Genomic DNA, 24,808 nt, shown 5'->3' on the forward strand with positions numbered 1-24,808 from the left:
CGAGCGGCTGAATGTGCTCGGAAACGAAAAGGGCCTGCGTGATGCAGGCCCTTTGTTCTGGTCAGCGGGCTTCGATCACCCGAGCTGGACCAGCCTCGGCGTCTTCCAGCTGCTCCGGGTGATACTCGGCGGTGTAATCCCGACGCGCCTGGGCGAAGCGTTCCACCACCTCGGCATCCTTGCGCTGCAGGGCGAGGCTGAGGATCACGAAGGCTGACGCATTGAGAATCAGGCCCCAGATGCCGGCATGCAGGCCAAGCGGGTTGCTGACACTGGCACCGTAGGACAGCCACAGGACGGTCACGATGCCCAGGCTCAGGCCCCAGAAGGCCGCTTGCGGGTGCGCCTTGCGCCAGGTGATGGCGCCCAGTGTCGGCACGATCAGCTGAGCGGTACCCGCCAGTGCCGCGATGCCGATGGTGACCAGCAGTCCCGGAACGGTCAGGGCCAGGATGTAGGCCGCGAGAGAGAAGCCCACCAGGGACAGGCGCCCGATATGGACGATACGTTCCTGATTCGCCTGCGGGTTCACGTAGCGCTTGTAGATATCCATGGTCACCACGGTCGATACCGCATGGATCTGGGAGTTGGCCGTGGACATCGCCGCGGCGGCCCCAGCCGCCATGATCAGCGAGGCCAGCAGGTAGGGCGCATAGTTCATCAGCATGACGGGCAGGATCTGGTCAGCATTCTCCAGGCCCGGCTCCAGCAGTACCCCGGTATAGCCCGTCAGTACCGAGCCGAAGTAGGCGAAGGCGGCGAGCCCCAGTAGGAAGGGCATCAAGCCGAACAGCTTGCCGCTTTTCACCGAATACATGCGCAGCCAGATCTGGGGGCCCATGAAGGCGCCGATGGCCACGATCACGAACAGCGAGAACCACATGGAGTAGCCCATGTTGCCATTCGGCCCCGGCAGGGTCAGGTGCGCGGGCGAGTCGCTGGCAAGCTGCGCGAACATGCTGGTCGGGCCACCGGCCTGGCCGGCGATGTAATAGCCCGCATACATCATGCCGAAGAACAGCAGTGCCCCGTAGATCACGTCGGTCCAGGCGATGGCGCGAATACCGCCGACCCACACATAGACGATGATGATGAAGTAGAACAGCAGCGCGGCCAGCCAGAAGGGCACGACGCCACCCGAGGCGACCTCGATCAGGTAGGCACCGCCGGTCAGCTGGATCTGCAGATAGGGCACGGTGAAGATCAGCGTGATGACGGCGACGAGGATTCTCAGCGCTTCACTGTTGTAGAAGTCGCCCATCAGGTCTGACGGCGTCAGGTAGTCGAAGCGCTTGCCGAGATACCAGACACGCTTGCCCACCCAGTAGTACATGAAGCCGAAGAGCAGGTTCCACGCCAGCGCCGTGAGATAGATGGGGCCACTGGTATAGAAGGTGGCGTTGGAACCGAGGAAGGCAAAGGCGCTCCACCAGGTGGCCGCCACCGTGAAGAACACGGCAATGCTGCCCATGGCCCGCCCTTGCACGAAGAAATCTTCACTTGTCGTCTGGGACTTTCGCGCGGACACGAGCCCGACGATCAAGGGGATGATCATGAAGGCCGCGATGATCAAGATACTTCCTGTCATGATGAGCTCCTCAGCGCTTGCCGCCGGTGGAAGGGGCCTTGGCGCTACCCCAGTTGGTCAGGTAGGCATACAGGAACACGGCGGTCAGGAAGCCCCACCACATCAGGTTCCAGACGAGGAAGAACGGGATTCCCATCACCATGGGCTCGATCTTGTTGGCCATCAGGATCATCGGGCTCTCGAGCATGAAAAACCCGAACAGCATGCTGCCGTAGATGGCGACCTTGCGGGTCGTGAAGCGCTTCATCATTGCATTCCCCTTTATTGTGGTTGGTGGGGGGTGTTGTGACCTGTCGTGGACAACGACAGGGGGCGGAACATGGCAATGCATCAATTATTGTATTTATGCGCATAAATTAACCAATAGGTGACAATCCCCGTACCGTCAAGAAAGTGGCGGCGATTGCATCGGGTGTTTCAGGAAGTGAAGAAGATCCGCCGGCCTCCCTCAGCGGCTGGCGACAGCAGGAGGGCGCAAGTCTTCCGCTTTTCGTCTCACCCGCGACGCAGGCCCCCAAAATCTGGATAATGGCGCCCATCGCGTAGCCGCCTCCGGCGTGCTGGCGCCCATACTCTTCAAAGCGGTGCATCGTTCATGGAAATCAAGGTCAACTTTCTCGACAACCTGAGGCTCGAGGCGAAATTCGATGACTTCACGGTCATCACCGATCAGCCCATCCGCTACAAGGGCGATGGGTCGGCGCCGAGCCCGTTCGACTACTTCCTGGCGTCCTCGGCGCTGTGCGCGGCCTACTTCGTGAAGGTGTACTGCGTGGCGCGCAACATCCCGACCGAGAACATCCGTCTGTCGCAGAACAACATCGTTGACCCGGAAAACCGCTACAACCAGATCTTCAAGATCCAGGTGGAGCTGCCGGAAGAGCTGTCCGACAAGGATCGCCAGGGCATCCTGCGCTCCATCGAGCGTTGCACGGTGAAGAAGGTCGTCCAGACCGGCCCGGGCTTCGAGATCGAGACGGTCGACAACCTCGACGAGGACGCCCAGGCCCTGCTGATGGCGGAGCCGCCGGAAGGACAGAGCACCTGGATCGAAGGCAAGGACCTGCCGCTGGAGCAGACCATCGCCAACATGACGGGCCTTCTGAATGATCTCGGCATGAAGATCGAGATCGCCTCCTGGCGCAACATCGTGCCCCACGTCTGGTCACTGCACATTCGTGATGCCGCCTCGCCGATGTGCTTCACCAACGGCAAGGGCTCGACCAAGGAGAGCGCGCTGTGCTCGGCGCTGGGCGAGTTCATCGAGCGTCTGAGCTGCAACTTCTTCTACAACGACCAGTTCTTCGGCGAAGCCATCGCTGACAGCGAGTTCGTGCATTACCCGAACGAGAAGTGGTTCCAGCCGGGCCCGAACGACGAGATCCCGGAAGGCGTGCTGGACGATTACTGCCTGGAGATCTTCAATCCGGACGGCGAGCTGGGTGGCTCCAATCTGATCGATACCAATTCCGGGCGTGCGGACCGTGGCATCGTGTCTCTGCCGTTCACCCGTCGCTCGGATGGCGAGACGATCTACTTCCCGTCCAACCTGATCGAGAACCTGTACCTCAGCAACGGCATGAGCGCCGGCAACACCTTGCCGGAAGCCCAGGTGCAGTGCCTGTCCGAGATCTTCGAGCGTGCCGTGAAGCGCGAGATTCTCGAGCAGGAACTGACCCTGCCGGACGTGCCGCAGGAGGTGCTGGCCAAGTACCCGGAAATCGTCGAGGGCATCGAGGCACTGGAAGCCCAGGGCTTCCCGATTCTGGTCAAGGACGCCTCGCTGGGCGGCCAGTTCCCGGTGGCCTGCGTGACCTTGATGAACCCGAAGACCGGCGGTGTCTTCGCCTCCTTCGGCGCGCATCCGAGCTTTGAGGTTGCCATCGAGCGCAGCCTGACCGAGCTGATGCAGGGCCGCAGCTTCGAGGGTCTCAACGACTTCATGCCGCCGACCTTCAACTCGCTGGCCGTCTCCGAGCCGAACAACTTCGTCGAGCACTTCATCGACTCATCAGGTCTCGTCTCCTGGCGTTTCTTCAGCTCGAAGACCGACATCGAGTTCGTCGAGTGGGACTTCTCCGGCAGCAATGAAGAAGAGGTCGCCAACCTGTTCGGTATCCTCGATGAGATCGGCAAGGAATCGTACATGGCGGTGCACGAGGACCTCGGCGCGCCGGTGTGTCGTATCCTGGTGCCGGGCTATTCCGAGGTCTATCCGGTCGAGGACCTGGTGTGGGACAACACCAACATGGCGCTGGATTACCGCGAGGACATCCTCAATCTGCATCGTCTCGATGACGATCAGCTGGCGGACCTGGGCGAGCGTCTCGAAGAGAGCCAGCTTGATGAGCACATGGACATCAAGACGCTGATCGGCATCGAGTTCGACGAGAACACCATCTGGGGCCAGCTGACGATTCTCGAGCTGAAACTGATGATCAATCTCGCGCTGGGTCAGCACGAGGACGCGCTGGATCGTGTCGAGATGTTCCTGCAGTACAACGACAACACCGTCGTGCGCGGCCTCTATTATCAGGCCATGAAGGCGGTGCTGGAGATCACCCTCGACGATGAGCTGGAGCTTGAGGACTACCTCTACAACTTCCGCCGCATGTTCGGTGAAGACACCATCGCTGCCGTGGTCGGCTCCGTGCAGGGTGAGGTGCGCTTCCATGGCCTGGAGCCCACCAACATGCAGCTGGAAGGGCTGGATCGCCACCTGCGTCTGATCGAAAGCTACCAGAAGCTGCACGCCCATCGTGCTGCCTTGGCGGCCGAGCAGGCCTGATGCTCGCCTGCTGAATCCTGTGGCATGACCTGTGGCATGACCTGTGGCATGAAAAGAACGGCCCCTCACTGGATGGTGAGGGGCCGTTTTCGTTTCCGGGTGCTTGCGTACGCGTACCAGTGGCTCAGGACAGCACCTTCTGATCCTCTGCCAGACGCTGACAACACGCGATGATCTGCTCCCTGATCCAGCGGTGCGCCGGGTCCTTCTGATAGCGGCGATGCCAGCTCAGATGGAAGGGGAAGGAGGCGAAGGCCACGGGTGGCGGCACGAGAGTGACGGCGAACTGACGACAGAAATGCTGGCACAGTCCGGTGGGCAGGCTCGCGATCAACGGCGAGCGTTCCAGCAGAGAGGGCACGGCCATGAAGTAGGTGACGGCCAGCGCCACCTCACGCTTCAGTCCTTGGCCCTCAAGCTGCTTGAAGATGCCGCTTTTCAGGCGGGCATGCGGTTGAACCAGCACATGGGCGTGGTGCTCGAAATCCGCCTTGGTCATGCGGCCTTCATGATCCAGACGCTCCAATAGCGGATGCCCGTTGCCCACCAGGCAGTCGATGCCTTCCGTGATCACCTCACGCACCACCAGATTCTCGGGCGGGTCGACCTGACGCCCGAAGGCGAGATCCGTCGTGCCGCTCATCACGCCAGCCTCGCTCATGTCCTGTGACAGTCTGCGTACCTGCAGCGTGATGCCGGGGGCCTGCTCACGCAGGATCGTCGCCAGTTGCGGCAGGATCAGCACCTCGAAGTAGTCGTTGGCGGCGATCTCGAAATGACGGCTCTCGGTGGTGTGGTCGAAGTGTCGCTCGCTGTTGATCAGGCCGTCGAGATCGGTCAGCGCCGCCTCGATGGTCGGGAACAGATGGTCGGCCTTCTCGGTGGGGCGCATGCGCTGGCGATCACGAATGAACAGCGGGTCATTGAACAGCTCGCGCAGTTTCGACAGCGCCGCGCTCACCGAGGGCTGACTCAGGTGCAGACGCTCGCCGGCGCGCGTGACGTTCTGCTCGAGATACAGCGCATGAAAGGTGCGCAGGAGGTTGAGGTCGTAATTGAGCTTCATGATGACTACCAGAGCAGGCGGAGTGTCGCGGCTGCACTCGGACGAGTGAGCACTATTTGTCTGGATGATAGCAGCTATCCGGACTATCGATTATCACGATGGGAGGCTCAGGCGGTAGGGTGGTCTCAAGGACACGGCGAGAGATCAATGCGACCCACAGGAGCGATCCATGAGTGATGTGAAGCAGATGCAAGCCGAAGGAGAGAAGATTATTCTGATCACCGGTGCCTCCAGCGGTATCGGTGAGGCCACCGCACGCACTCTGGTGAAGGCCGGGCACAAGGTCGTCGTGACCGCCCGCCGCAAGGAGCGCCTCGATGCGCTTGTCGAGGAGCTGGGCAGCGACAAGGTGCTGGCGATCGCCGCGGATGCGACGGACTACGATCAGCTCGCCAAGGTCGTCGAACAGGCCGTCGCCCATCATGGCCATCTGGATGTGGCGTTCGCCAATGCCGGTACCGGCGTCAGCCAGGCTGGCACCGAGAACGGCGATCCCGAGGAGTGGAAGCGGGTCGTCGACATCAACATCAATGCGCTGCTGTGGACCGCCCACGCGACCCTGCCGCATCTGAGAGAGCGCAAGGGCCACTTCATCCTCACCAGTTCCGTGGCCGGGCGCGCCAATCATGCGGGCTCCATCTACAGCGCCAGCAAGTGGTTCGCCTACGGTTTCGGCCAGAACCTGGCGATGGAAATGGCCGAGTGGCAAGGCCGCTGCACCACCATCACGCCAGGCATGGTCAACACCGCCTTCTTCGATGAGCCCAAGCCGGACAAGCTGGACCCGCAGGATGTGGCGGATGCCGTGCTCTACGCCATCAGTGCCTCACCGCGTGCCAATATCCGCGAAGTGCACCTGGTGCCGACCTGGTGAGCCGGTTCGCTCGACAGCGTGCTTCCGCCTTCGCTGAGCACGCTTTCGCAGGACAGCTATTTGTATGAGCGATAGTGGCTATCTGGACTATCGATTATGACGATGGTGACGTGAGCCGTAAGCTTGATTCAACACGTGCCGAGCATCGCAGGGCGAGCATCACGTGGCGATCGTCACAGGGCGAGCATCACGTGGTGACCATCACCTCGCCGACAAAATTCGTGAAGTGACCGTTGCGGGCTATCCCGCACGTAAAGGAGAGCATCATGAGCAAGGTTCTGGTGGTAGTGACATCCCACGATACGCTGGGTGACACGGGCAAGAAGACAGGCTTCTGGCTGGAAGAGCTGGCGGCTCCCTACTACGTGCTGAAGGATGCCGGTGTCGAGGTGACACTCGCGTCTCCCAAGGGCGGTCAGCCGCCGCTGGACCCGGCAAGCCAGGGCGAGGACTTCCAGACGGATGCCACTCGCCGCTTCGACAAGGACACTGCCGCTCAGCAGGACCTCGCCACCACCGCCGTACTGGCAGACATGAAGGTCGAGGACTTCGACGCCATCTTCTACCCGGGTGGCCACGGCCCGCTGTGGGATCTGACCAACGACGCCGATTCCATCCGTCTGATCGAGCAGTTCCACGCGGCCGGCAAGCCGGTCAGCGCTGTCTGCCACGCCCCGGCGGTGCTGCTGAATGCCCGCAAGCCGGATGGCACTCCCTTCGTGGATGGCGTGCATGTCACCGGTTTCACCAATGGCGAAGAAGAGGGTGTCGGCCTCACTGACGTCGTGCCGTTCCTGGTGGAAGAGGCGCTGCAGCAGAAGGGTGGCATCTATGAGAAGAAGGACGACTTCACCTCCTACGCCATCCAGGATGGGCTGGTCATCACCGGTCAGAACCCGATGTCGTCTGAAGGCGTCGCGGAACTGCTGCTCAAGAGTCTCGAGCAATAAGCGCCCTGAGCGACAAGCACTTCGAGATACAGGCACCTCATGATTCGGGCGCTGCCTGATCTGACGAGTGCATGAAAAAAGCCGCTACCGGTCATCCGGTAGCGGCTTTTGCGTGTCTGGCATCCAGCTTCGACGAGAGGTTGTCAGCGAGTGCGGATCACCCGCGCTCCACCCAGGCCTTCCAGCCGCCGTACTCGCTGATGTCCGTCATCGGTACGCCACTGTCAGCGGAGACCGAGCAGATGAAGCCTGAGACCCAGCGGCCGTCCTCGAGCTCGATCTGGCCCAGTCCCAGCGGGAAGGGGATGCCGGCGAGGAAGCTGCCGACACTGGCGATGGGCAGTGACCAGACTTCCAGCGCGATGCTGGTACCGTCCTCTGGCGCGCGCAGCATGGCCGGTTTGGCGGGTGTGGCGTCATCCAGTTGATAGAGGCGGTAGCGGGGGGCGCTGTGAGTACGGGCGACCAGGCGGGCATCGCGCTGGGTGAGCTGGTGATTGAGCGGCATGCCAGTGAGATGCGCACCGCAGACCGCGATCTCGAGCCGGCCATTCTTCGCCATCGGCAGATCGCTGTCGGCGAGGCGTGCCTGGGGACGGGCAACGGCGCTGGCCCCCAGCGGCAGCGAGAATTCCTTCTCGAGCAGCCGCGCGATGCTCAGCAGTTGCAGGTCTTCGAAGGCGGGCGCGAACAGCGTCACACCGCCGGGCAGACCCTGGCTGTTGAAGCCGACCGGCACGGCCAGTGCGCTAAGATCCAGCAGGTTCATGAAGTTGGTCCAGGTGCCCAGTTCCGAATTGACCGCGATCGGTGCCTCGGCCAGCTCCGCCTTGGTCGGCAGGCGCGGCGTGGTCGGGGCCAGCATCACGTCCACCTGCGCGAGCAGGGCATCGGCCTGACGGCGGTATTCGGCCAGCTGATAGCGGGCATCGAAGGCATCCACGGCCAGCGGCGTGGCGCCGCCGAGGGTGATCTCACGCGTGACCGGATGCAGTGCTTCGGGGTTGCGCTCGATCAGCTCGCGCACCGCGTGATAGCGCTCCGCCACCCACGGGCCTTCATACAGCAGACGCGCGGCGGCCAGCAGCGGGCTGCAATCCAGCTCGACCAGCTCGGCGCCCAGTGCCTTGCACTGACGAATTGCAGCTTCCATGTAGCCGCTGTAATCGGCGTCGGTGTGCCACTGGGTACGCGGCGGCACGCCGATACGCAGGCCGGTAAGGTCCGGCAGCACACCATAGGCCTGGCCGTGAACGGCGAAGTCATGCTCGCGCGCCCAGCGGTTGTCGGCATCGAACTGTGCGGTGACGGACAGCACGCGCGCGGCATCATCACAGCCCAGCGCGAAGATCGAGATGGTATCCAGGGTCGCGCAGGCCGGGACCACGCCGCCCGCGCTGAGCAGGCCGAGGGTCGGCTTCACGCCGACCAGATTGTTGAAACAGGCCGGCACACGACCGGAGCCCGCCGTGTCCGTGCCCAGCGCGAAGCTGACCTGGCCCTGGGCGGTGACGACGGCGGAGCCACTGCTGGAGCCGCCCGGCACATAGGCGGGGTCGAAGGCATTGGCCGGAGTGCCGTAGACCGGCAGGGCCCGCTCACCGACCAGGCCGGTGGCGAACTGATCCAGATTGGTCTTGCCTATCGGGATGGCACCGGCCGCGATCAGCTGCTTGACCACGAAGGCGTCATCGTCTGGCGTGTAGGCGAATTCCGGGCAACCGGCGGTAGTGGTCACGCCGGCGAGATCGATGTTGTCCTTGATCGCGAAGGGGATGCCGTAGAGCGGCAGTGACTCGGGCGCCACGTCGTCCAGACGCGCGAGATAGGGTTCCAGCTGATCTGCGCTCAGGCGGGTGATCCAGGCGGCGTCTTGTTCGGGCTGCGCGGCCAGCAGTTCATTCACCAGCTGGCGTGGCGTCAGCTCTCCGGCCTGATAGGCCTTGCTCAGCGCCGTGATGCTCAGGTTGTGCGGGGTATGGGTCATCATCACAGCGTCTCCTCGGAGGACAGGGTCGATTGGGCGTTGTCTGGTGCGCTGGCATCAGCGGGATCCGTGGTTTCCACGGCGGTCGACAGCACGATCAGCGGCTGGCCGGGGGCGACGCCGCTGCCTTCCTTGATCGGCAGGCGAACGACACGGCCTGCGGTGTGGGTGCGAATCTCGACTTCCATCTTCATCGACTCGACCAGCGCCACCACTTGGCCGGCCTCGACGAGATCGCCCTCGGCGACCTCCAGCTTCCACAGGCTGCCGGTGACCGGTGTCTCGATCCCCAGCTCGTCATCGCTCAGGCTGTCGGCTTCCTGCACCTCGTTGATCTGATCCTCGAAGGTGAACTGGCCGCGTGCATGCCAGTCGTCGATTTCCTGCTGGAAGGCGGCCTGACGGCGTTCACGGAAGGCATCGGTCTCGGCCTGATGCTCGGCGATCTGCGCCTGATAATCGGCGAGGCGGAAGCGGGTCTTCTCGATCTTCAGGTCGTAACGCCCCTGAGGGTGATCACGACGGATCTGCTCAAGCGCCTCATGGCTGACCGGGTGGAAGCGCAGCTGGTCGAACACGCGCAGCAGCCACGGGCTGGTGAAGTGTTCGGTGCGGCGATAGCGATTCCACATCTGCAGCGTGCGGCCGACGAACTGATAGCCGCCCGGACCTTCCATGCCATAGACGCACAGATAGGCGCCGCCGATGCCCACCGAGTTCTCCGCGGTCCAGGTGCGTGCCGGGTTGTACTTGGTGGTCACCAGGCGCTGGCGCGGGTCCAGCGGCGTGGCCACCGGCGCGCCGAGATAGACATCGCCGAGGCCCATCACCAGATAGCGGGCGTTGAGCACCGTCTCGCGCACCGCCGCCTCATCGGCGAGGCCATTGATGCGGCGAATGAATTCCAGGTTGCTCGGGCACCAGGGGGCGTCCGGGCGCACCGAGCGTTGGTACTTGTCGATGGCCTGCTGACACGCCGGGTCATCCCAGGACAGCGGCAGGTGCACGGTGCGCGCCTCGATCTCGATGTCCTCGACATCCTTGAGCGCGACTTCGGCCTGTTCGAGGTGCGTCATCAGCGTGGCGAGGGCAAGCTTGCGCGGGTCGTAATGCAGCTGCAGAGAGCGGATGCCCGGTGTCATCTCCATCAGGCCGGGCAGCGGATGCTCCTTGAGCCACAGCATCCAGGCGTGGGCGCGAAAGCGCAGCGCGATATCCAGCTCCATCTGGCCGAATTCGATCAGCAGGAATTCATCCCCGGCGCGGCGATAGACGATCTGCTCGCCGCCTTGCTCGGCGCTCAGGCGCTTGAGTACTGGGGAGTCGTCCGGACGCGGACGTTGCTCGGCGATGGCGCTCAGCGTGGTGCTGGTCGCCGCCAGAGGTGACTCCAGTGCGTCGAGCTGGCCACTGGCGAGGGCCGCGATCACGGCGTCCTGCTGCACCTCGATGGTGCGGGCCTCATCCAGAGTCAGCGCGACGAAGCGGATGCGATCACCGGCGGCCAGCTGGCCCAGCTTCCAGCGTTCCGCGCGCACCACGGTGGCCGGACACACGAAACCGCCCAGCGACGGGCCGTCCGGGCCGAGGATGACTGGCATGTCGCCGGTGAAGTCGATGGTGCCGAAGGCGTAGGCGTTGTCGTGAATGTTGGAGGGATGCAGACCGGCCTCGCCGCCGTCGGCACGCGCCCACTGGGGACGCGGGCCGATCAGACGCACGCCGGTGCGGCTGGAGTTGTAGTGCACTTCCCAGCGGTGGCCGAAGAAGGTGCTGATGTCGTCTTCGGTGAAGAAGTCCGGCGCACCGTGCGGGCCGTAGAGCACGCCGATCTGCCATTCGCGACCTGAGGTCTTGCCCTGCGCATTATCGATAATGCTAGCGCCCTGCGGGATCAGCGCCTCGGGCAGCCGGGTCAGGGCGGGCTGGGGGCACTCGGCGAGATCAGCCAGCGGCAGGGTGTCGCCACTGCGCAGGGCACGTCCGGCATGGCCGCCGAACTGGCCCAGGGTGAAGGTCGCGCGCGAGCCCAGATACTGCGGGCAGTCGATGCCACCGGCGATCAGCAGATAGCTGCGCGCGCCGGCGGCCACCTTGCCCAGGCTCAGGGTGCTGCCAGCGGCGATCTCATGCACCTGCCACAGGGCAAGGTCGTGTGTCGCGGTGTCATCGGAGCCGCCTTCAAGTGCTGGAGCGGAAAGCGTGGCGGGCAACGGCGCACCGGCCAGCACCACGCGCGTGGCGCGGTGGAAGTGCAGCGTCGGGCCGTTGAGGGTGATCTCGAGACCTGCGGTATCGGCCGCGTTGCCCAGCAGCGCATTGCCGAGACGGAAGGCGTAGTCATCGAAGGGGCCGGAGGGCGGCACGCCCACATCCCAATGCCCCTGGCGACCCGGCATGTCCTGCACGGTGGTCAGGGTGCCGGGGACGATCACTTCAAACGTCGGTGCGGCCCACTCGAGACCTTCCAGCCAGCGGGTGTAGATCTCGACATTGCGGAAGCGCGGGTCTTCCAGCAGGTGCGACAGCCACTGGCGGTTGGTCTCGATGCCGTAGAGGCGAGAGGCGGCCAGTGCCCTGGAGAGATCGCCGCGTGCCTGCTCGCGAGTCGGGGCGTGCACCATCACCTTGGCCAGCATCGGGTCGAACCACGCGGGGACCTCGAAGCCGGCCTCGATGGAGTGATCCACCCGCAGCAGGCTGTCCTCGGCGAGGGCGGCGGTCACGGCGTCATTGGCGAACTCCACCTCGGTGAGCAGGCCGCTGGAAGGGCGGAAGTCGTGCTGCGGATTCTCGGCATACACCCGTGCCTGCATGGCGTGGCCGCGGGGCGTCAGCGGCGCGACCCGCTCGCGCAGGTTGCCCAGTTCGCCGGCGCCCAGCTTGAGCATCCAGGCGACGATGTCCACGTTCCACACCAACTCCGTGACACCGTGCTCGACCTGCAGGCGCGTATTGACCTCCAGGAAGTAGAAGGCCTGACGCTCGGCGTCATAGATGAATTCGACGGTACCGGCACTGCGGTAATTGACGGCTTCGCCCAGGCGGATGGCGGTGGCGATCATGTCGTCGCGAACGCGCTCGGGCAGGTCGGGTGCCGGGCATTCCTCGATGACCTTCTGGTGGCGGCGCTGACTGGAGCAGTCGCGCTCGCCCAGCGCGATCACCGTGCCTTCACCATCCCCGAACAGCTGCACTTCCAGGTGACGGGCGCGGGCGATGTACGCCTCCAGGAAGACGCCGCCATCCCCGAAGTTGCGCTCGCCCAGACCCTTGACCGAATCGAAGGCACGGCTGAGGGAGGCGTCATCCTCACACACCTGCATGCCGATGCCGCCGCCGCCGGCGGTGGACTTGAGCATCACCGGATAGCCGATACGGGCGGCCTCGCTCAGTGCGCTCTCGACATCGTCCAGCAGGCCGGTACCGGGTACCAGCGGCACACCGGCATTCTCGGCGATGGTGCGCGCTTCGTGCTTGAGGCCGAAGGCGTGGATCTGCTCGACGGTCGGGCCGAGGAAGACCAGGCCGGCGGCGTCACAGGCCTGGATGAAGCGGGTGTTCTCGGACAGGAAACCATAGCCCGGGTGCACGGCCTGGGCGCCACTCTCGCGGGCGATGGCGATCAGCTTGTCGATGTCGAGATAGGTCTCGGCGGCGGCACCTTCGCCGAGGCTGTAGGCGTCATCGGCCTCGCGCACGAAGGGGGATTCACGATCGGCTTCTGCGTAGACGGCGACGCTCTGGACACCGAGGGCACGCAGCGTGCGCTGGATTCGGGTGGCGATGGCGCCACGGTTGGCAATCAGGACCTTGTGGAACATGACGGAGTCATCCTTCCGGCGGCGGGTCGTCCCGCCTTCAAACTGTGAGCTGCCGGTCGTCCGGTAGCCGGGCAGAGCCTTGGGGGCTGACGAGTGATGCAAGAGAGATGACATCGTCAGGTGGGGCTCGGCCGTTTCTTGTCGTATGCGTGTTCGAAAGCGTCGCTGTCAGCTCGGCGGCTCAGCTCAGTGGCTCAGCTCAGTGGCGAGTCGCTGATGCGGATGGCGACCGGTGTCGGGTCATAGCCGTTGCAGGGGTTGTTGAGCTGCGGGCAGTTGGAGAGCAGCACGTAGACGTCACGTTCGGCGACCATCTCGACGTACTTGCCCGGGGCGGACAGGCCGTCCTCGAAGCTCAGGCCGCCATCGGCGGTGACCGGCACGTTCATGAAGAAGTTGATGTTGTGGCCGATGTCGCGCTTGGTCAGGTCGTACTTCGGGTAGCGGGCGATGGCCAGCATCCAGTTGTCACGACAGGAGTGCATGTGACGCTTCTCCAGGTCGTAACGCACGGTGTTGGACTCGCTGGAACAGGCACCGCCCAGGGTGTCATGACGGCCACAGGTATCACCGGTGATGGTCAGCAGCGCACGGCCACGGGTGGAATACAGCACCGTGCCGGTGGTCAGGTAGACCTTGCCCTGCTCGCGCACGGTGTCCATCGCGCTGTAGCGCTCGGCGGTGTCGTCGGCCGAGAAGAACAGGGTGTCGGCGGCCTGATTGCCGTGCAGGTCAGTGATGCGCAGGTGCTGACCGGCGCGCACCAGGCCGATGAAGTGATCGCCGGCCTCGACGGTGCGCTCAAGCTCGCGCGGCTGCTGTGCGGGGTCTGCGTAGCTCAGCGGGGCGTCGTCCGTCGTGGCCGGGGTGTGGGCATGGGGGTGTTCAAGCGTCGAGGTGCACATGGGATTGTCCTTTGTCCTTGTCATCTTGGGCGTCGTTTCCAGTTGCCACTAGCCCGTCGGCGTGGCGTCCGTCTGCTGTCGGGGAATGCCTCAGCCCGCCAGGTGATAGAGCTGATTGTTGGCGTAGGCGCGGGCATTCTCGGGGCGCGACAGATAGCAGGCGTCGTGCTCGTCCATCGGTGTCGCGGTGCCGAAGGTCATGTCCACGCCGCGCAGCGGATATTCCTCGGCGGGGTCCAGCGGATGCGGACAGGTGTGCAGCATGACGAGGGTGTCCATCTCGAAGCGCAGGGTGACGCTGTCGCCGGCGGCGCAGTGGTCCGCGACGTAGTGCAGGTTGGCGTCTTCATCGGCGCGCACGCGGGAGAACAGATTGAGGTTGGCGCACAGGTCGCGCTCGCTCAGGCCGTACTTGGCCATCTCGATCAGCAGGCTGTCGTGGCCGCTGGGCGTGAAGTCATTGAAGGCCTGCTGGTAAGCCTTCTTGTGCCAGCCCTTGGCGGCGAAGTGCTGCTCCATCAGGTTGCCGCTGGCGCTGTCATGCCAGCCGAGATCATCCTGGATGATGGAGGCGAAGATGCGGCCCATGTCGGAATACAGGCAGTGCCCTTCGGTGAGGCGGAAGGTGTGCTGACCCTTGAGGGTGTCCGGCAGATTGAGGCGCTCAAGCAGATCCAGCGGGTTGTACATCACCAGGCCGACATTGGCGTTGGCCTCGCGGGCGGTCAGCTTGAGCGCGCTGCCACGCGGCATGCGCATCGACCAGTGATGGCCGCCGGGCAGATGGGTCTGATACTTCGCGGTGAAGCTGGCGCGGGCGGTGGTTGCGGCATCAAGCGGTATGTTCATTGATTTGGCCTCCGGTGAGAGTGGCTTGGGAAACGGAGTGGGCTGGCGTCGTCAGCGTTTCGTGCTCGGGCGTCGGTTGGTCAGCGCTCGTTTGGACAGAGCTCGTTTGGACAGAGCCCGGCTGCTGAGACGACACCTTGGTCTTGCTGCGCTCGGTGGGCAGGTCGTAGGTGATGGTCGAGCCATAGGCCTGCGGGGCCTGCGGGTCGACACGCACCTTGTCGAACACCCAGACGCGCGAGCCCAGCTCGAACGCTTCTTTCAGGTCGTGGGTGATCATGAAGATGGTCAGCTGCTGCTCTTCCCACAGGCGCAGGATGAGCTGGTGCATGTCCTTGCGGATGCCCGGGTCCAGCGCGCCGAAGGGCTCATCCAGCAAGAGGATGCGCGGCTTCATCATCAGTGCCTGGGCGATGGCGAGGCGCTGCTGCATGCCGCCGGACAGCTCATGCGGGTACTTGTCCAGCGCGTGGGACAGGCCGACTTCTTCAAGGCGCTTCTCGGCGGCGACCCGTGCCTCGCGACGTTTGGCCCCGAACAGCTTGCCGGTCAGCGGGGCGCGCGCCAGCTCCTCGGCCATGATCACGTTGCCCAGCACCGTGAGGTGCGGGAAGACGGAATACTTCTGGAAGACGATGCCGCGGTCCGGCCCCGGCTCGCCGGGGATGGGCTTGCCGTCCAGCAGCAGCTCACCGCGCGAGACGCCTTCGGTGCCCAGCAGCAGCTTGAGGAAGGTGGTCTTGCCGCAGCCCGAGGCGCCGACCAGGGTGATGAATTCCCCGGCCTCGACGGTCAGGTTCATGCGTTCCAGCACCACTTGCTGGCCGTAGTGCTTCTCGAGACCCTTGGCGTGGATCAGGCTCATGATTGGCTCTCCTCAGCGTGGTACCAGGGGAAGGCGCGGGTCGAGACGAGCACCAGCAGACGGTCGAGCAGGAAGGCCAGCAGCGTGATCCAGGCCACGTAGGGCAGGATGACGTCCATCGCCAGATAGCGGCGCACCAGGAAGATGCGATAGCCGAGGCCGTCCTGGGCGGCGATGGCTTCCGCGGCGATCAGGAACAGCCAGGCGCTGCCGAGTGCCAGGCGCGTGGCGCTCAGAAGGCGCGGGGTCAGCTGCGGCAGCAGCACGCGGGTCAGCACCTGCCAGGAGCTGGCGCCCAGGGTCTGGGCCTTGATCAGCTGCTCATCGGGCAGGCGCAGGGCCTGATTCTGCAGGTCGCGAATCAGGAAGGGCGTGATGCCGATGACGATCAGCGCGATCTTGGCCAGCTCACCCGTCCCGAAGGCGATGAACAGGATCGGCAGGATCGCCATCGGCGGAATCAGGGACAGCACGGTGATCAGCGGTGACAGCTTGGCGCGCAGCAGTGGCAGGCCGCCGGTGAGCAGGCCGACGCTCAGGCCAATCAGCGCACTGATCAGCACGCCGGCCAGCAGGCGTTCGAGGCTGGCGAAGGTGTCGGTCCACAGCGGCAGGTCACCGGTGCGCACGTTGACCTCGGTGGCCAGCTTGGCGAAGGACTCGCCCATGGACGCGAAGGACGGCAGCAGGCGGTCGTTGGGGTTGTCGAGCAGTCGCTGGTTGGACTGCACGATGTAGAGGATGGCCAGCAGCGCGAAGGGCAGGCCACCGAGCAGCCAGCGGCCACCACGGGAGGGTGTCAGATTGATCAGGCGTTTCATGCGCGGGCTCCACGGGTGCGAACGAGAGGTGCGGTCGAGGGAGGCGGTCGGTTCACCAGCCACAGAGACAGCTTTCCTGCGGCTGGTGCGCGTCATCCACCGCGTGGCGTTACTGGCTGTCGGCCAGTGCGGCGGTGTAGCTCGGGTCGAAGCGCAGCATCACGTTGCCCTCATTGCCGACGATGCCGGCAGGCGTCTCGATGCCGATGAAGCCGGCATCCGGCGCGCCTTCGCCCAGCAGCCCCTGCGCGAAGCTGAAGTCGGCGATGTGCTGCATGGTGTCCTTGAGGCTCGGCGCATTGAAGGCGGCCACGGCCTCGGCGGGGGTGTAGTACATGTGGGTCGCGGCCAGCTGGGACTGATAGCCGGCGAGGTCGGTGCCGGCGGCATCGGCCATCTGGGAGAGCGCGGCTTCATCGCCAGCCTTCATCTTCTCCATCACCTCATACCAGGCGCCGACCAGCGCATGGCCGAAGTCCGGGTTGTCCTTCAGCGTCTGGGTATTGACGACCATCAGATCGAGAATCTCGCCGGGGATGTCGCTGGAGTTGAAGACTTCGGTATAGCCGGGCATGTCCTTGAGGGTGGCCAGCTGCGGATTCCAGGTGACCACGGCCTGGGTATCCGGGTTGCTGGCCAGCGCCACGATATCGGCATCGCCGGTATTGGTGGTGGTGAGGTCGCGCTCGCTCATGCCGACGCTGTCCAGCGCACGTGCCAACAGGTAGTGGGAGACACTGAACTGCACCAGATTGACCTCACGGTCCTTCAGGGACTCGATGGAATCGCCGTCGCGCACCATCACGCCGTCATTGCCATCGGAGTAGTCGCCCAGAATCAGCGCGGTGGAATCGACGCTGCTGGCGGCAGGGAGGGTGAGGGCGTCCATGTTGGTCATGGCGCAGCCATCGACATTGCCGGAGGTGTACTGATTGATGGACTCGACGTAATCGTTGACCTGCACCACATCGATATTGATGTCGTACTTCTTGGCCCACTTGTCGACGATACCCTGGGTATCCGCGTATTCCCACGGCATCCAGCCGGCATATACCGACCAGCACACGCTGAAGGAATTCTGCGCCATGGCCTGCGGGCTCAGCGATGCGCCAAGCAGCAGCGCGCCGGCCAGCGCGGCATGTCGGGAGGTCTTGCTGGATACGGCGGATACCGCAGGGGAATCAGATGCGACAGCAGCGGATGGCGCCTGAGCGCAGGCATCCGAGAGGGAAGTCGTAGACGGGGAAAGGCGAGTGGGCTGGGTCATTGTCGTTATCTCCGGCGGAAAAAGTGAGAGGCGCCGACCTTTTCAGGCGTTGCGTCTCCCGGGCTTTTGTCCCGCCGTGTAACCCCCAGCTTGGAGGTCGAGTGCTCTCGGACCAGTCGTGACGGCTATCAGCCAGTCACCGGAACCCTAGCGCTCCATTGGTGTAGATTTTCGATTGTTGTATGCCTATCGGTGCCTCGCTGAATGTTTAGCAGAAAGCGTGCCACATTATGACTCTTGCATAATGCTCTTGGGGTTAAGGTGGGCTGAAAATTCACGGGATTGGTTTTGAATAGTATTTTTGCTTCATTTTGGTGCGCGCAATAGCCTATATGCACCTTTGTAATTGGTTGATGTGAATATTTTAGATGGCTGCTTTAGTCTATATTGCAAGTGACGCATGATCGTATTTTAATATTGCTGTAAGTTAATATCGGCTGAGTTTTAGATTGTTAAAACATATGATAGCTATTTTTAAATTTTTATGGTCTCAAGGAAGAGTAATGTTTAATATCTTTTGGGGTAAAGGTAAGAAAGAATTTTCATATATTGAGCCAGATGTTGCAGTGAGAAAAACAAAAACTAAAATATTGTTTATTGACGATCAGCTTCCACCTGTGATCCCTGTGTTGAAAAGCTACGGGTGGATAAATGTACATCTTCAAGAAGATACTAATAACCTTGATGAACCATTAGTAAGTGAGGCTCATATAATATTTGTAGATATACAGGGCGTAGGTAAGGCATTAAAGTTTGAGAATGAGGGTTTAGGCTTAGTCTCAGCATTAAAAGAAAAATATCCTGAAAAAAAAGTGGTTGTATACTCGGCTGAATCCGAAGGTGATCGTTTTGCTGAAGAGTTAGAAATAGCTGATAAGCGTATAAACAAGACTGTTGTTCCATATCGATACGTCACGTTAATTGAAGAATATTCTAAAGAAATATTTACATTAGACTATTGTGTATCATGTATGAGAAGCTCTCTTGAAAAAGAATTTAATATCAAGCTCAGTAAAGATGAGGTAATAAAGAACTTGCAGGCCGTACATAGAAAGGGAGGCTATTCCCAAACTAATTTTTCTAAGGTTTTCAATATTGGGAACGCGGGTAGCATAGCAACAATAGCTGGCTTATTTTTACAATAAAAAGGATTCTCAATGGATGTTGTTTATAGAATAGAGCGCGGCACTGAGGTAGTGGATAAAACTATTGCTGGATGTAGTAATTGCCTTGAGACTTCATCAAACAATATAAATAAATTAACATGTCCGTTGTTTGACGATAAAAGAATACAGAAAAAAGAACTAATTGATGATGGTGGAGTTGTTTTTTTATGCACTAATAAGAATGCTAAATCTAATAATAGATTTAGGGAGTTTTTTTCTGTTTATGTTGATGCTTTAGTTTCCTCATCTGAAGAATTAATAATTGCACGAAGAAGGGATAGAGATAACTTTAAATTGCATTTGCATAATTTGATAAATCTTAATTCTCTATCTGTGCTAAGAATTTATGAGAATTTCAGCGAAGAAGTCTTCATGGACAGCTCTCGTGATGAAATTATTGCTAGCATTAAAAGTGTAATTCATAATGATGACGAAAAGATAGCAAAACTTATTATTTATCTTCTTAAAATTGAGACTCTTAAGAAGTCAGAAATTCTTGTTTACAATAAAATTTTTAATAAAGATAAGCCAGATCCATTCCAGTTCTCTATTCATAAAGTCGTGATGCTAGTGATGAATATCTTCTTGGAAGATTTCAAGGACAAAGAGGTATACGTGGCTCTTGGAGAGTGTTATGAAGTAATATATGCAGATTTTGATGTCGTTGCTGCTGCGCTCACTCATATATTTCATAATGCACAAAAATATATATTGCCGAAATCTAAGATGGACATTTCCTTCCAGAAGGTAGATGGTTTTTTAGAAGTGACTTTTAGAATGACTAGCTTAAGAGTAAAAGAAGACGAAAGAATACGCATTTTTGAGAAAGATTATTCAGGTGTTGAAGCTACTAAACTAAATCGTAATGGAACGGGGCTTGGACTTTGGATAGTTAAGGAGCTTTTGAAAACTATGGATGGGAAAATAGAATTTAAAAGTAATGTTAGACCAGAAAATAAAAGAACTCAGCTAGGCGTTAAATATGAAGTCAACGAATTTAAGTTGAGCTTTACTACAGCTAAGTGATTGTTTTTGGCTGAACAGTATTGATGATATATTTAATCTATTATTAAGTCTCCTGCTTGTGAATACTAACAGCAATTCGCACAACACCCGTCAGCTGGTTAGCCGGGTCATCAGGTAGATTGCTCAGGAATCTACTGGATGATTTAGCTTTGAATGGGATTTATGACGCTGGCCTTTGGCCGGCGTCTTCGTGTCTTGAGCTGCTTCTATTTCTGCCTTATCGAGCGTTCTCGATAGAGCGCGCGGCTTTCCCAAGGGGTTGCCATTGCTGTGGCTCATGGTTGCGTGATCCGGCGCGTCGGTTCGTTGTGCCTCTCACCAAAGTCTTATACTTTGGTGGTGCTTTATTAGCACATACAAAAACAACGGCTTGCTCCCGATTTCCCGTGTGGCTTCACACAAGGTAAAAGGGCAGCAGCGATAGATAAAGGACACACGATGACAGACGTAGTCGAGAAGGATCTGCAGGAGTCTTCTGTGGTTCAGGCGGTTGAGAAAGGCTTTCCCTCATCGCGTTCGCGTCGTGGTGTCCTGGCATGAGTGGGGCGGCAATTGCCGGGGCGGCGTTGGGTCGGTACCTGCCGGGGATTCCCAGTGTTTAGCTGTTGAAGTGTCGCTTGTAGCTGCTGCACTCAAGTTCCGGCCAATGGACTTGTTTGGCCTGCCCCCTTCTACAGGGGGCAGGTCACTTTTCTTTGCCCGCGAGCATTACGACTGAATTTTCAGTATGTCTTGGCTTTCATCCCATGACGCCCGACGGGCACCATCATCGGCTTGCCGGTGACGGGGTCCGACGTGATGTGGCTTTCCAGCCCGAACACCTCCTTGACCATCTCGCGTGTGAGTACCTGCTCGGGCGGGCCACTGGCATGAATCTGGCCGTCTGACATGGCGATCAGCACATCCGCGTAACGTGCGGCCAGGTTCAGTTCATGCAGCACCATCACGATGGTGGTGCCGCGAGCGTGGTTGAGGTCCGTCAGCAGGTCGAGCACTTCCACCTGATGATTGATGTCGAGGAAGGTGGTGGGCTCATCCAGCAGCAGAATGTCCGTCTGCTGGGCGAGCGCCATGGCAATCCAGACACGCTGACGCTGTCCGCCGGAGAGTTCATCCACCGCGCGTTCGGCGAGTGCGGCGGTGTCGGTGGCGTTGAGGGCTGCCAGCACCGCGGTGTCATCGTCACGCGTCCAGCGCTGGAACAGCCCTTGATGCGGGTGACGCCCTCGGCTGACAAGATCCAGCACCGTGATGCCTTCCGGGGCGATCGGTGACTGGGACAGCAGCCCCAGCTGGCGGGCCAGTTGGCGTGCCGGCAGGCGGTGGATCGATTTGCCATCCAGCAGCACCTCGCCCCGCGAGGGAGGCAGCAGGCGCGAGAGCGTGCGCAGCAGGGTGGATTTGCCGCAGGCATTGGCGCCGACGATCACGGTGATCTCGCCCGGAGCGATGTCGAGGTCTATCGACTCGAGCACCGGCCGCTCGGCATAGCCTGCCGTCAGGCCATTCACGCACAGGGAAGGGTGGGTCATGAGGAAACGACTCGCTGAGATGACGGGCGGTGAGGAGCGGAGGAGGAAGATGGCGGCGTCGGCTGCCTGCCGCGTCGTTGTCTGCGCCCTGAGGGGCCGGGCCCCTGATGTTCCCGCATCAGCAGCAACAGCAGCACCGGTGCGCCCAGCACGCCTGTCACCACGCCCACCGGATAGCGCGCAGGCAGCAGGAACTGGCCGATGAAGTCGGCGACCAGCATCAACAATGCCCCGATCAGGGCGGCCGGGATCAGCATGGAGCCGCGCCGCCGGAACAGGCGCGTCGCGATGGGCTCGCTGACGAAGGCGACGAAGGCCACCGGGCCGACCACCGCCGTGGCGCAGGCGACCAGCCCGACCGCCGAGAGAATGATGATGAAGCGCGTGAGCGAGAGCCGCACGCCGAGACCGCTGGCCATGTCATCGCCCATGCGCATGACGTCCAGATGCCGACTCATCATCAGCAGCAAGCTGCCCAGCAGGCCCAGTGCCACGGCAAGTGGTGGTAGCTGACTCAGGGTGATGCTGTTGAGGCTGCCGGTCATCCAGCGCAGCGCTTCCTGCAATGACCAGCTGGGCGCCTGCGTCAGCAGATACGCGGTGATGCTCTGCAGCATGGCGCCCAGTCCGATACCGACCAGTATCAGCCGTGCCCCGGCCACCCCCTTTCGCCAGGAGAGGGTGTAGATCAGCAGCGCCACGCCAAGCGAGGCGGCAATCGCCAGCAATGACACCAGCGTGCCGCTCAGTGACAGCATCACGATGGCGAATACCGCCGCCGTGCTGGCGCCGGCACTGATGCCGATGATGTCCGGACTGGCCAGCGGATTGCGCAGCATGGCCTGGAAGGCGGCGCCGCCCAGTCCGAAGCAGCAGCCCGCGAGAATCGCGACCAGCGCACGCGGCAGGCGCAGCTCGGTGATGATGAAGCTGGCCCCCGGCACGTTCTCGCCCAGCAGTACCTGAAGCACCGTGAGTGGGGGAATGAAGCGCTGTCCCTGCATCAGGACCAGGCTGAAGACGGCGAGCACTACGGCCAGCAATCCCCAGAGGGTGAGGCGGCGCTGGCGCTGTCGGGCACGCCGCAGGCGCGTCAGGGTGGCACGCGAGGTGGGATGAATCGCAGACGAGGCGTCAGGCAGGAGAGGGCTCACAGTGATTTCACCTTGTGGCGACGGACGATCCAGATGAAGAACGGTGCGCCGACCAGCGCCGTCATGATGCCCACGTCCAGTTCGGCGGGGCGTGCGATCAGACGTCCGAGAATGTCCGCCGAGGTCAGCAGCAGGGCACCAGCCAGCGCCGAGAGCGGCAGAATCCAGCGGTAATCGCTGCCCACCATCAGGCGGCAGACATGCGGCACCACCAGCCCGACGAAGGCGATGGGGCCACATACCGCGGTGATGCCACCACATAGCAGAATCGCGCCCAGTGCCGCCATCACCCGCACCCGCGCCACGCGTTCGCCCAGCCCGCTGGCCATGTCATCGCCGAGCGCCAGCAGGTTGAGTCGGCGCGCCGAGAGCCCGCAGATCAGCAGGCCGCTGAGCAGGAAGGGCAGCGCCGGGGTGATCTGTGCTCAGGTCGCGCCGCCGACACCGCCGATCAACCAGGACTGGATCAGCCCGCCGATGTCGGCGCGCGGCAGGATGATGGCCGTGCTCAGAGAGCTCAGCGCCGCGGAGATGACGGCCCCGGAGAGTGCCAGGCGCAGCGGGGTCGCCCCGCCACGCCCGAGACTGGCGATCAGATAGACCACCACGGCGCTCAGCCCCGCCCCGAGAATGGCCAGCCACAGATAGTCGCTGGCCTGCTGGATGCCGAACCAGGCGATGCCGATCACCACGGCGAGCGCCGCTCCGGCATTGACGCCGAGCAGCCCCGGGTCTGCCAGCGGGTTGCGGGTCAGGCCCTGCATCACGGCGCCCGACACGCCCAGCGCCGCCCCGGCCAGCATGGCCAGCAGGGTGCGCGGCAGGCGGCTGGCCACGGCGGCCTCGGCCATCGAATCCAGCGAGCCGTCCAGCAGCCCCGTGATGTCGGCCCAGTGGGTTACGCGCGCACCGAAGGCCACCGACAGGGCGAGGCTTGCACACAGCGCCAGCAATAGCAGCAGGGTGCCCAGCCAGCGCCGCTGACGGCTGGCCGACAGCGGCGTGAGATCACTCGCCCTTGCGGGCGGCGACGGACAGCTGGTCAACATAGTCGTCGAGTACCCAGGGAATCGAGAGAGGTGTGGGGTTGGCGGCAGTGCCCATCGGGCCGTTCTCCAGCAGCACCACGGCGTCCTGCTGGATGGCGGGCAGGCGGGAGGTCAGCAGATGCTCGTTGAGGCGGTCGATCAGCGGCTGGCCACCGTAGGTCAGCACGATATCGACATCGGCCAGCTCATCGAGGCGCTCGGCGCTGATCTGACCGGCAAAGCGACCCTCGACGGCGGTCTCGCTGACGAATGGCGGCGAGACCATGCCCAGCTCGTGGAAGAAGCGCACTCGGGCATCGTTGTCGTTGTAGAAGGCGATGCGGCTCAGATTGGTGGGGTCGATGTGGCTGATCACGATGATCGACTTGCCCTGGATCTCGGGATGATCCGCGATGTTCTCGGCGATCCGGGCCTCGAGACGCTCGATCAGCGCCTCACCCTCGGTGGCCATGCCCATGCCGGCACTGTCGTGGCGGATCATGTCGCGCCAGCTGGAGGACCAGCGCGGCCCCGGACGTGCCACCACCGGCGCGATCTTGCTCAGTGTCTGATAGTCGGCCTCGCTCATGCCGGAATAGGCCGCCAGGATGACGTCCGGCTGGCTGGCGGCCACCGCTTCGAAATCGATGCCATCGCCCTCGTCGAACAGCGTGTACTCGCCGGCGTCAAGCTCCTCCAGGCGCGCCTTGACCCACGGCATCATGCCGTCATCGTCGTCATCCCCGAAGGCCTGGCGCGGAAAGCCCACCGGTACCACGCCGAGTGCCAGCGGCACCTCATGATTGGCCCAGGCGACGGTGGCGATGCGCTGCGGCTTTTCCTCGATGACCGTCGTGCCGAAGGCGTGCTGGAGGGTGGTCGGGTAGTGCTGGGCGTGCCCTGCCGCTGGTGAGGCGTCAGACGCGGATACCGTGGAGGGGGTGTCAGCGTGAGATGTCGCTGATGCCTGTGCCTGGGCGGCAGGCACGAGACTGGCGGCCATGATGGCCAGGCCAATGGCGCAGGAAAGTCGTGTGAGTCGCAAGGGAGAATCCTTTTTTCAATCGGGTCGCGGATGACAGCCCCTACATCGTGAGGGGCTGTCCAGAGGAAAGGCT

The 24,808-nt window shown here is 61.7% G+C and carries 18 protein-coding genes, 1 pseudogene and 1 riboswitch; of the genes and pseudogenes, 5 read left to right on the forward strand and 14 right to left on the reverse strand.

Annotation, left to right across the window (positions count from 1 at the left end):
• Positions 1–61: 61 nt before the first annotated feature.
• Both BFX80_RS07705 and BFX80_RS07710 read right to left on the reverse strand, forming a co-directional pair.
• Positions 62–1,588, reverse strand: coding sequence for a sodium:solute symporter family protein (locus BFX80_RS07705; RefSeq protein WP_084208480.1), 1,527 nt, complete (start codon positions 1,586–1,588; stop codon positions 62–64).
• Positions 1,589–1,598: 10 nt separating this feature from the next.
• Positions 1,599–1,838, reverse strand: a complete 240-nt coding sequence (locus BFX80_RS07710) for a hypothetical protein (RefSeq protein WP_084208481.1) — start codon at positions 1,836–1,838, stop codon at positions 1,599–1,601.
• Positions 1,839–2,183: 345 nt separating this feature from the next.
• On the opposite strand from BFX80_RS07710, the gene BFX80_RS07715 reads away from it, so the two are divergent.
• The gene (locus BFX80_RS07715; RefSeq protein ID WP_084208482.1) at positions 2,184–4,376 is read left to right on the forward strand and encodes an OsmC domain/YcaO domain-containing protein; all 2,193 of its coding nucleotides are present in this window, start codon (positions 2,184–2,186) and stop codon (positions 4,374–4,376) included.
• Between the two features lie 124 nt (positions 4,377–4,500).
• Here BFX80_RS07715 and BFX80_RS07720 read toward each other — a convergent pair whose 3' ends face one another.
• On the reverse strand, positions 4,501–5,442 hold the full coding sequence (locus BFX80_RS07720; RefSeq protein WP_084208483.1) for a LysR substrate-binding domain-containing protein: 942 nt from the start codon (positions 5,440–5,442) through the stop codon (positions 4,501–4,503).
• Positions 5,443–5,611: 169 nt separating this feature from the next.
• On the opposite strand from BFX80_RS07720, the gene BFX80_RS07725 reads away from it, so the two are divergent.
• Together BFX80_RS07725 and BFX80_RS07730 are read left to right on the forward strand one after the other, a co-directional pair.
• Entirely contained in the window at positions 5,612–6,316 is a 705-nt protein-coding gene (locus BFX80_RS07725; protein ID WP_084208484.1) for an SDR family oxidoreductase, read from the forward strand.
• A gap of 266 nt (positions 6,317–6,582) precedes the next feature.
• Positions 6,583–7,266, forward strand: coding sequence for a type 1 glutamine amidotransferase domain-containing protein (locus BFX80_RS07730; RefSeq protein WP_084208485.1), 684 nt, complete (start codon positions 6,583–6,585; stop codon positions 7,264–7,266).
• A 157-nt stretch (positions 7,267–7,423) separates the two neighbouring features.
• Here the strand turns inward: BFX80_RS07730 and atzF are convergent, their stop codons facing one another.
• The 7 genes from atzF to BFX80_RS07765 form a co-directional block, all read right to left on the reverse strand.
• Entirely contained in the window at positions 7,424–9,256 is a 1,833-nt protein-coding gene (atzF, locus tag BFX80_RS07735) for an allophanate hydrolase (RefSeq protein ID WP_240499706.1), read from the reverse strand.
• Complete coding sequence (gene uca / locus BFX80_RS07740) at positions 9,256–13,077, reverse strand: urea carboxylase (RefSeq protein WP_084208486.1); 3,822 nt, start codon at positions 13,075–13,077, stop codon at positions 9,256–9,258. The genes atzF and uca overlap by 1 nt, the downstream gene beginning before the upstream one ends.
• A 194-nt stretch (positions 13,078–13,271) precedes the next feature.
• Positions 13,272–13,982 (reverse strand): urea amidolyase associated protein UAAP2, encoded by a 711-nt coding sequence (locus BFX80_RS07745; protein ID WP_084208487.1) that lies wholly within the window; start codon positions 13,980–13,982, stop codon positions 13,272–13,274.
• 90 nt (positions 13,983–14,072) lie between these two features.
• Entirely contained in the window at positions 14,073–14,831 is a 759-nt protein-coding gene (locus BFX80_RS07750; protein WP_084208488.1) for an urea amidolyase associated protein UAAP1, read from the reverse strand.
• Complete coding sequence (locus BFX80_RS07755; protein WP_084208489.1) at positions 14,815–15,696, reverse strand: ABC transporter ATP-binding protein; 882 nt, start codon at positions 15,694–15,696, stop codon at positions 14,815–14,817. The genes BFX80_RS07750 and BFX80_RS07755 overlap by 17 nt, the downstream gene beginning before the upstream one ends.
• Positions 15,693–16,517 carry an ABC transporter permease gene (locus tag BFX80_RS07760; RefSeq protein ID WP_077371317.1) on the reverse strand — a complete coding sequence of 275 codons (825 nt, stop codon included), beginning with the start codon at positions 16,515–16,517 and terminating at the stop codon, positions 15,693–15,695. Before BFX80_RS07760 ends, BFX80_RS07755 begins: the two co-directional genes overlap by 4 nt.
• 109 nt (positions 16,518–16,626) lie before the next feature.
• Positions 16,627–17,784, reverse strand: a complete 1,158-nt coding sequence (locus BFX80_RS07765) for a putative urea ABC transporter substrate-binding protein (RefSeq protein ID WP_084208490.1) — start codon at positions 17,782–17,784, stop codon at positions 16,627–16,629.
• 53 nt (positions 17,785–17,837) lie between these two features.
• Positions 17,838–17,946, reverse strand: a riboswitch (guanidine-I (ykkC/yxkD leader).
• 341 nt (positions 17,947–18,287) lie between these two features.
• Here BFX80_RS07765 and BFX80_RS17820 point away from each other — a divergent pair.
• Positions 18,288–18,929 (forward strand): hypothetical protein, encoded by a 642-nt coding sequence (locus BFX80_RS17820; RefSeq protein ID WP_157109455.1) that lies wholly within the window; start codon positions 18,288–18,290, stop codon positions 18,927–18,929.
• Positions 18,930–18,941: 12 nt separating this feature from the next.
• Positions 18,942–19,976 carry a sensor histidine kinase gene (locus BFX80_RS07770; RefSeq protein WP_084208491.1) on the forward strand — a complete coding sequence of 345 codons (1,035 nt, stop codon included), beginning with the start codon at positions 18,942–18,944 and terminating at the stop codon, positions 19,974–19,976.
• A gap of 722 nt (positions 19,977–20,698) precedes the next feature.
• Here BFX80_RS07770 and BFX80_RS07775 read toward each other — a convergent pair.
• The 4 genes and pseudogenes from BFX80_RS07775 to BFX80_RS07790 all read right to left on the reverse strand — a co-directional run bounded on the left by BFX80_RS07775 (position 20,699) and on the right by BFX80_RS07790 (position 24,735).
• Positions 20,699–21,508, reverse strand: a complete 810-nt coding sequence (locus tag BFX80_RS07775) for an ABC transporter ATP-binding protein (protein ID WP_084208492.1) — start codon at positions 21,506–21,508, stop codon at positions 20,699–20,701.
• The gene (locus tag BFX80_RS07780; RefSeq protein ID WP_157109456.1) at positions 21,505–22,662 is read right to left on the reverse strand and encodes a FecCD family ABC transporter permease; all 1,158 of its coding nucleotides are present in this window, start codon (positions 22,660–22,662) and stop codon (positions 21,505–21,507) included. Before BFX80_RS07780 ends, BFX80_RS07775 begins: the two co-directional genes overlap by 4 nt.
• A pseudogene (locus BFX80_RS07785) lies at positions 22,659–23,711 on the reverse strand (FecCD family ABC transporter permease). The gene BFX80_RS07780 and the pseudogene BFX80_RS07785 overlap by 4 nt, the downstream one beginning before the upstream one ends.
• Entirely contained in the window at positions 23,671–24,735 is a 1,065-nt protein-coding gene (locus BFX80_RS07790; protein ID WP_240499707.1) for an iron-siderophore ABC transporter substrate-binding protein, read from the reverse strand. Before BFX80_RS07790 ends, BFX80_RS07785 begins: the two are co-directional and overlap by 41 nt.
• Positions 24,736–24,808: the final 73 nt, after the last annotated feature.

The sequence above is a fragment of the Cobetia marina genome (genome assembly GCF_001720485.1).
GTDB classification, from domain to species: Bacteria; Pseudomonadota; Gammaproteobacteria; order Pseudomonadales; family Halomonadaceae; genus Cobetia; species Cobetia marina.

Bases quoted from the DNA above. Each gene is read 5' to 3' on its own strand.
- BFX80_RS07775 (WP_084208492.1), bottom strand. From the start codon at position 21,508: ATGACCCACCCTTCCCTGTGCGTGAATGGCCTGACGGCAGGCTATGCC.
- BFX80_RS07715 (WP_084208482.1), top strand. From the start codon at position 2,184: ATGGAAATCAAGGTCAACTTTCTCGACAACCTGAGGCTCGAGGCGAAA.
- atzF (WP_240499706.1), bottom strand. From the start codon at position 9,256: ATGATGACCCATACCCCGCACAACCTGAGCATCACGGCGCTGAGCAAG.
- uca (WP_084208486.1), bottom strand. From the start codon at position 13,077: ATGTTCCACAAGGTCCTGATTGCCAACCGTGGCGCCATCGCCACCCGA.
- BFX80_RS07765 (WP_084208490.1), bottom strand. From the start codon at position 17,784: ATGACCCAGCCCACTCGCCTTTCCCCGTCTACGACTTCCCTCTCGGAT.
- BFX80_RS07705 (WP_084208480.1), bottom strand. From the start codon at position 1,588: ATGACAGGAAGTATCTTGATCATCGCGGCCTTCATGATCATCCCCTTG.
- BFX80_RS07770 (WP_084208491.1), top strand. From the start codon at position 18,942: ATGGATGTTGTTTATAGAATAGAGCGCGGCACTGAGGTAGTGGATAAA.
- BFX80_RS07750 (WP_084208488.1), bottom strand. From the start codon at position 14,831: ATGAACATACCGCTTGATGCCGCAACCACCGCCCGCGCCAGCTTCACC.
- BFX80_RS07725 (WP_084208484.1), top strand. From the start codon at position 5,612: ATGAGTGATGTGAAGCAGATGCAAGCCGAAGGAGAGAAGATTATTCTG.
- BFX80_RS07730 (WP_084208485.1), top strand. From the start codon at position 6,583: ATGAGCAAGGTTCTGGTGGTAGTGACATCCCACGATACGCTGGGTGAC.
- BFX80_RS07745 (WP_084208487.1), bottom strand. From the start codon at position 13,982: ATGTGCACCTCGACGCTTGAACACCCCCATGCCCACACCCCGGCCACG.
- BFX80_RS07720 (WP_084208483.1), bottom strand. From the start codon at position 5,442: ATGAAGCTCAATTACGACCTCAACCTCCTGCGCACCTTTCATGCGCTG.
- BFX80_RS07710 (WP_084208481.1), bottom strand. From the start codon at position 1,838: ATGATGAAGCGCTTCACGACCCGCAAGGTCGCCATCTACGGCAGCATG.
- BFX80_RS07760 (WP_077371317.1), bottom strand. From the start codon at position 16,517: ATGAAACGCCTGATCAATCTGACACCCTCCCGTGGTGGCCGCTGGCTG.
- BFX80_RS07755 (WP_084208489.1), bottom strand. From the start codon at position 15,696: ATGAGCCTGATCCACGCCAAGGGTCTCGAGAAGCACTACGGCCAGCAA.
- BFX80_RS17820 (WP_157109455.1), top strand. From the start codon at position 18,288: ATGTTTAATATCTTTTGGGGTAAAGGTAAGAAAGAATTTTCATATATT.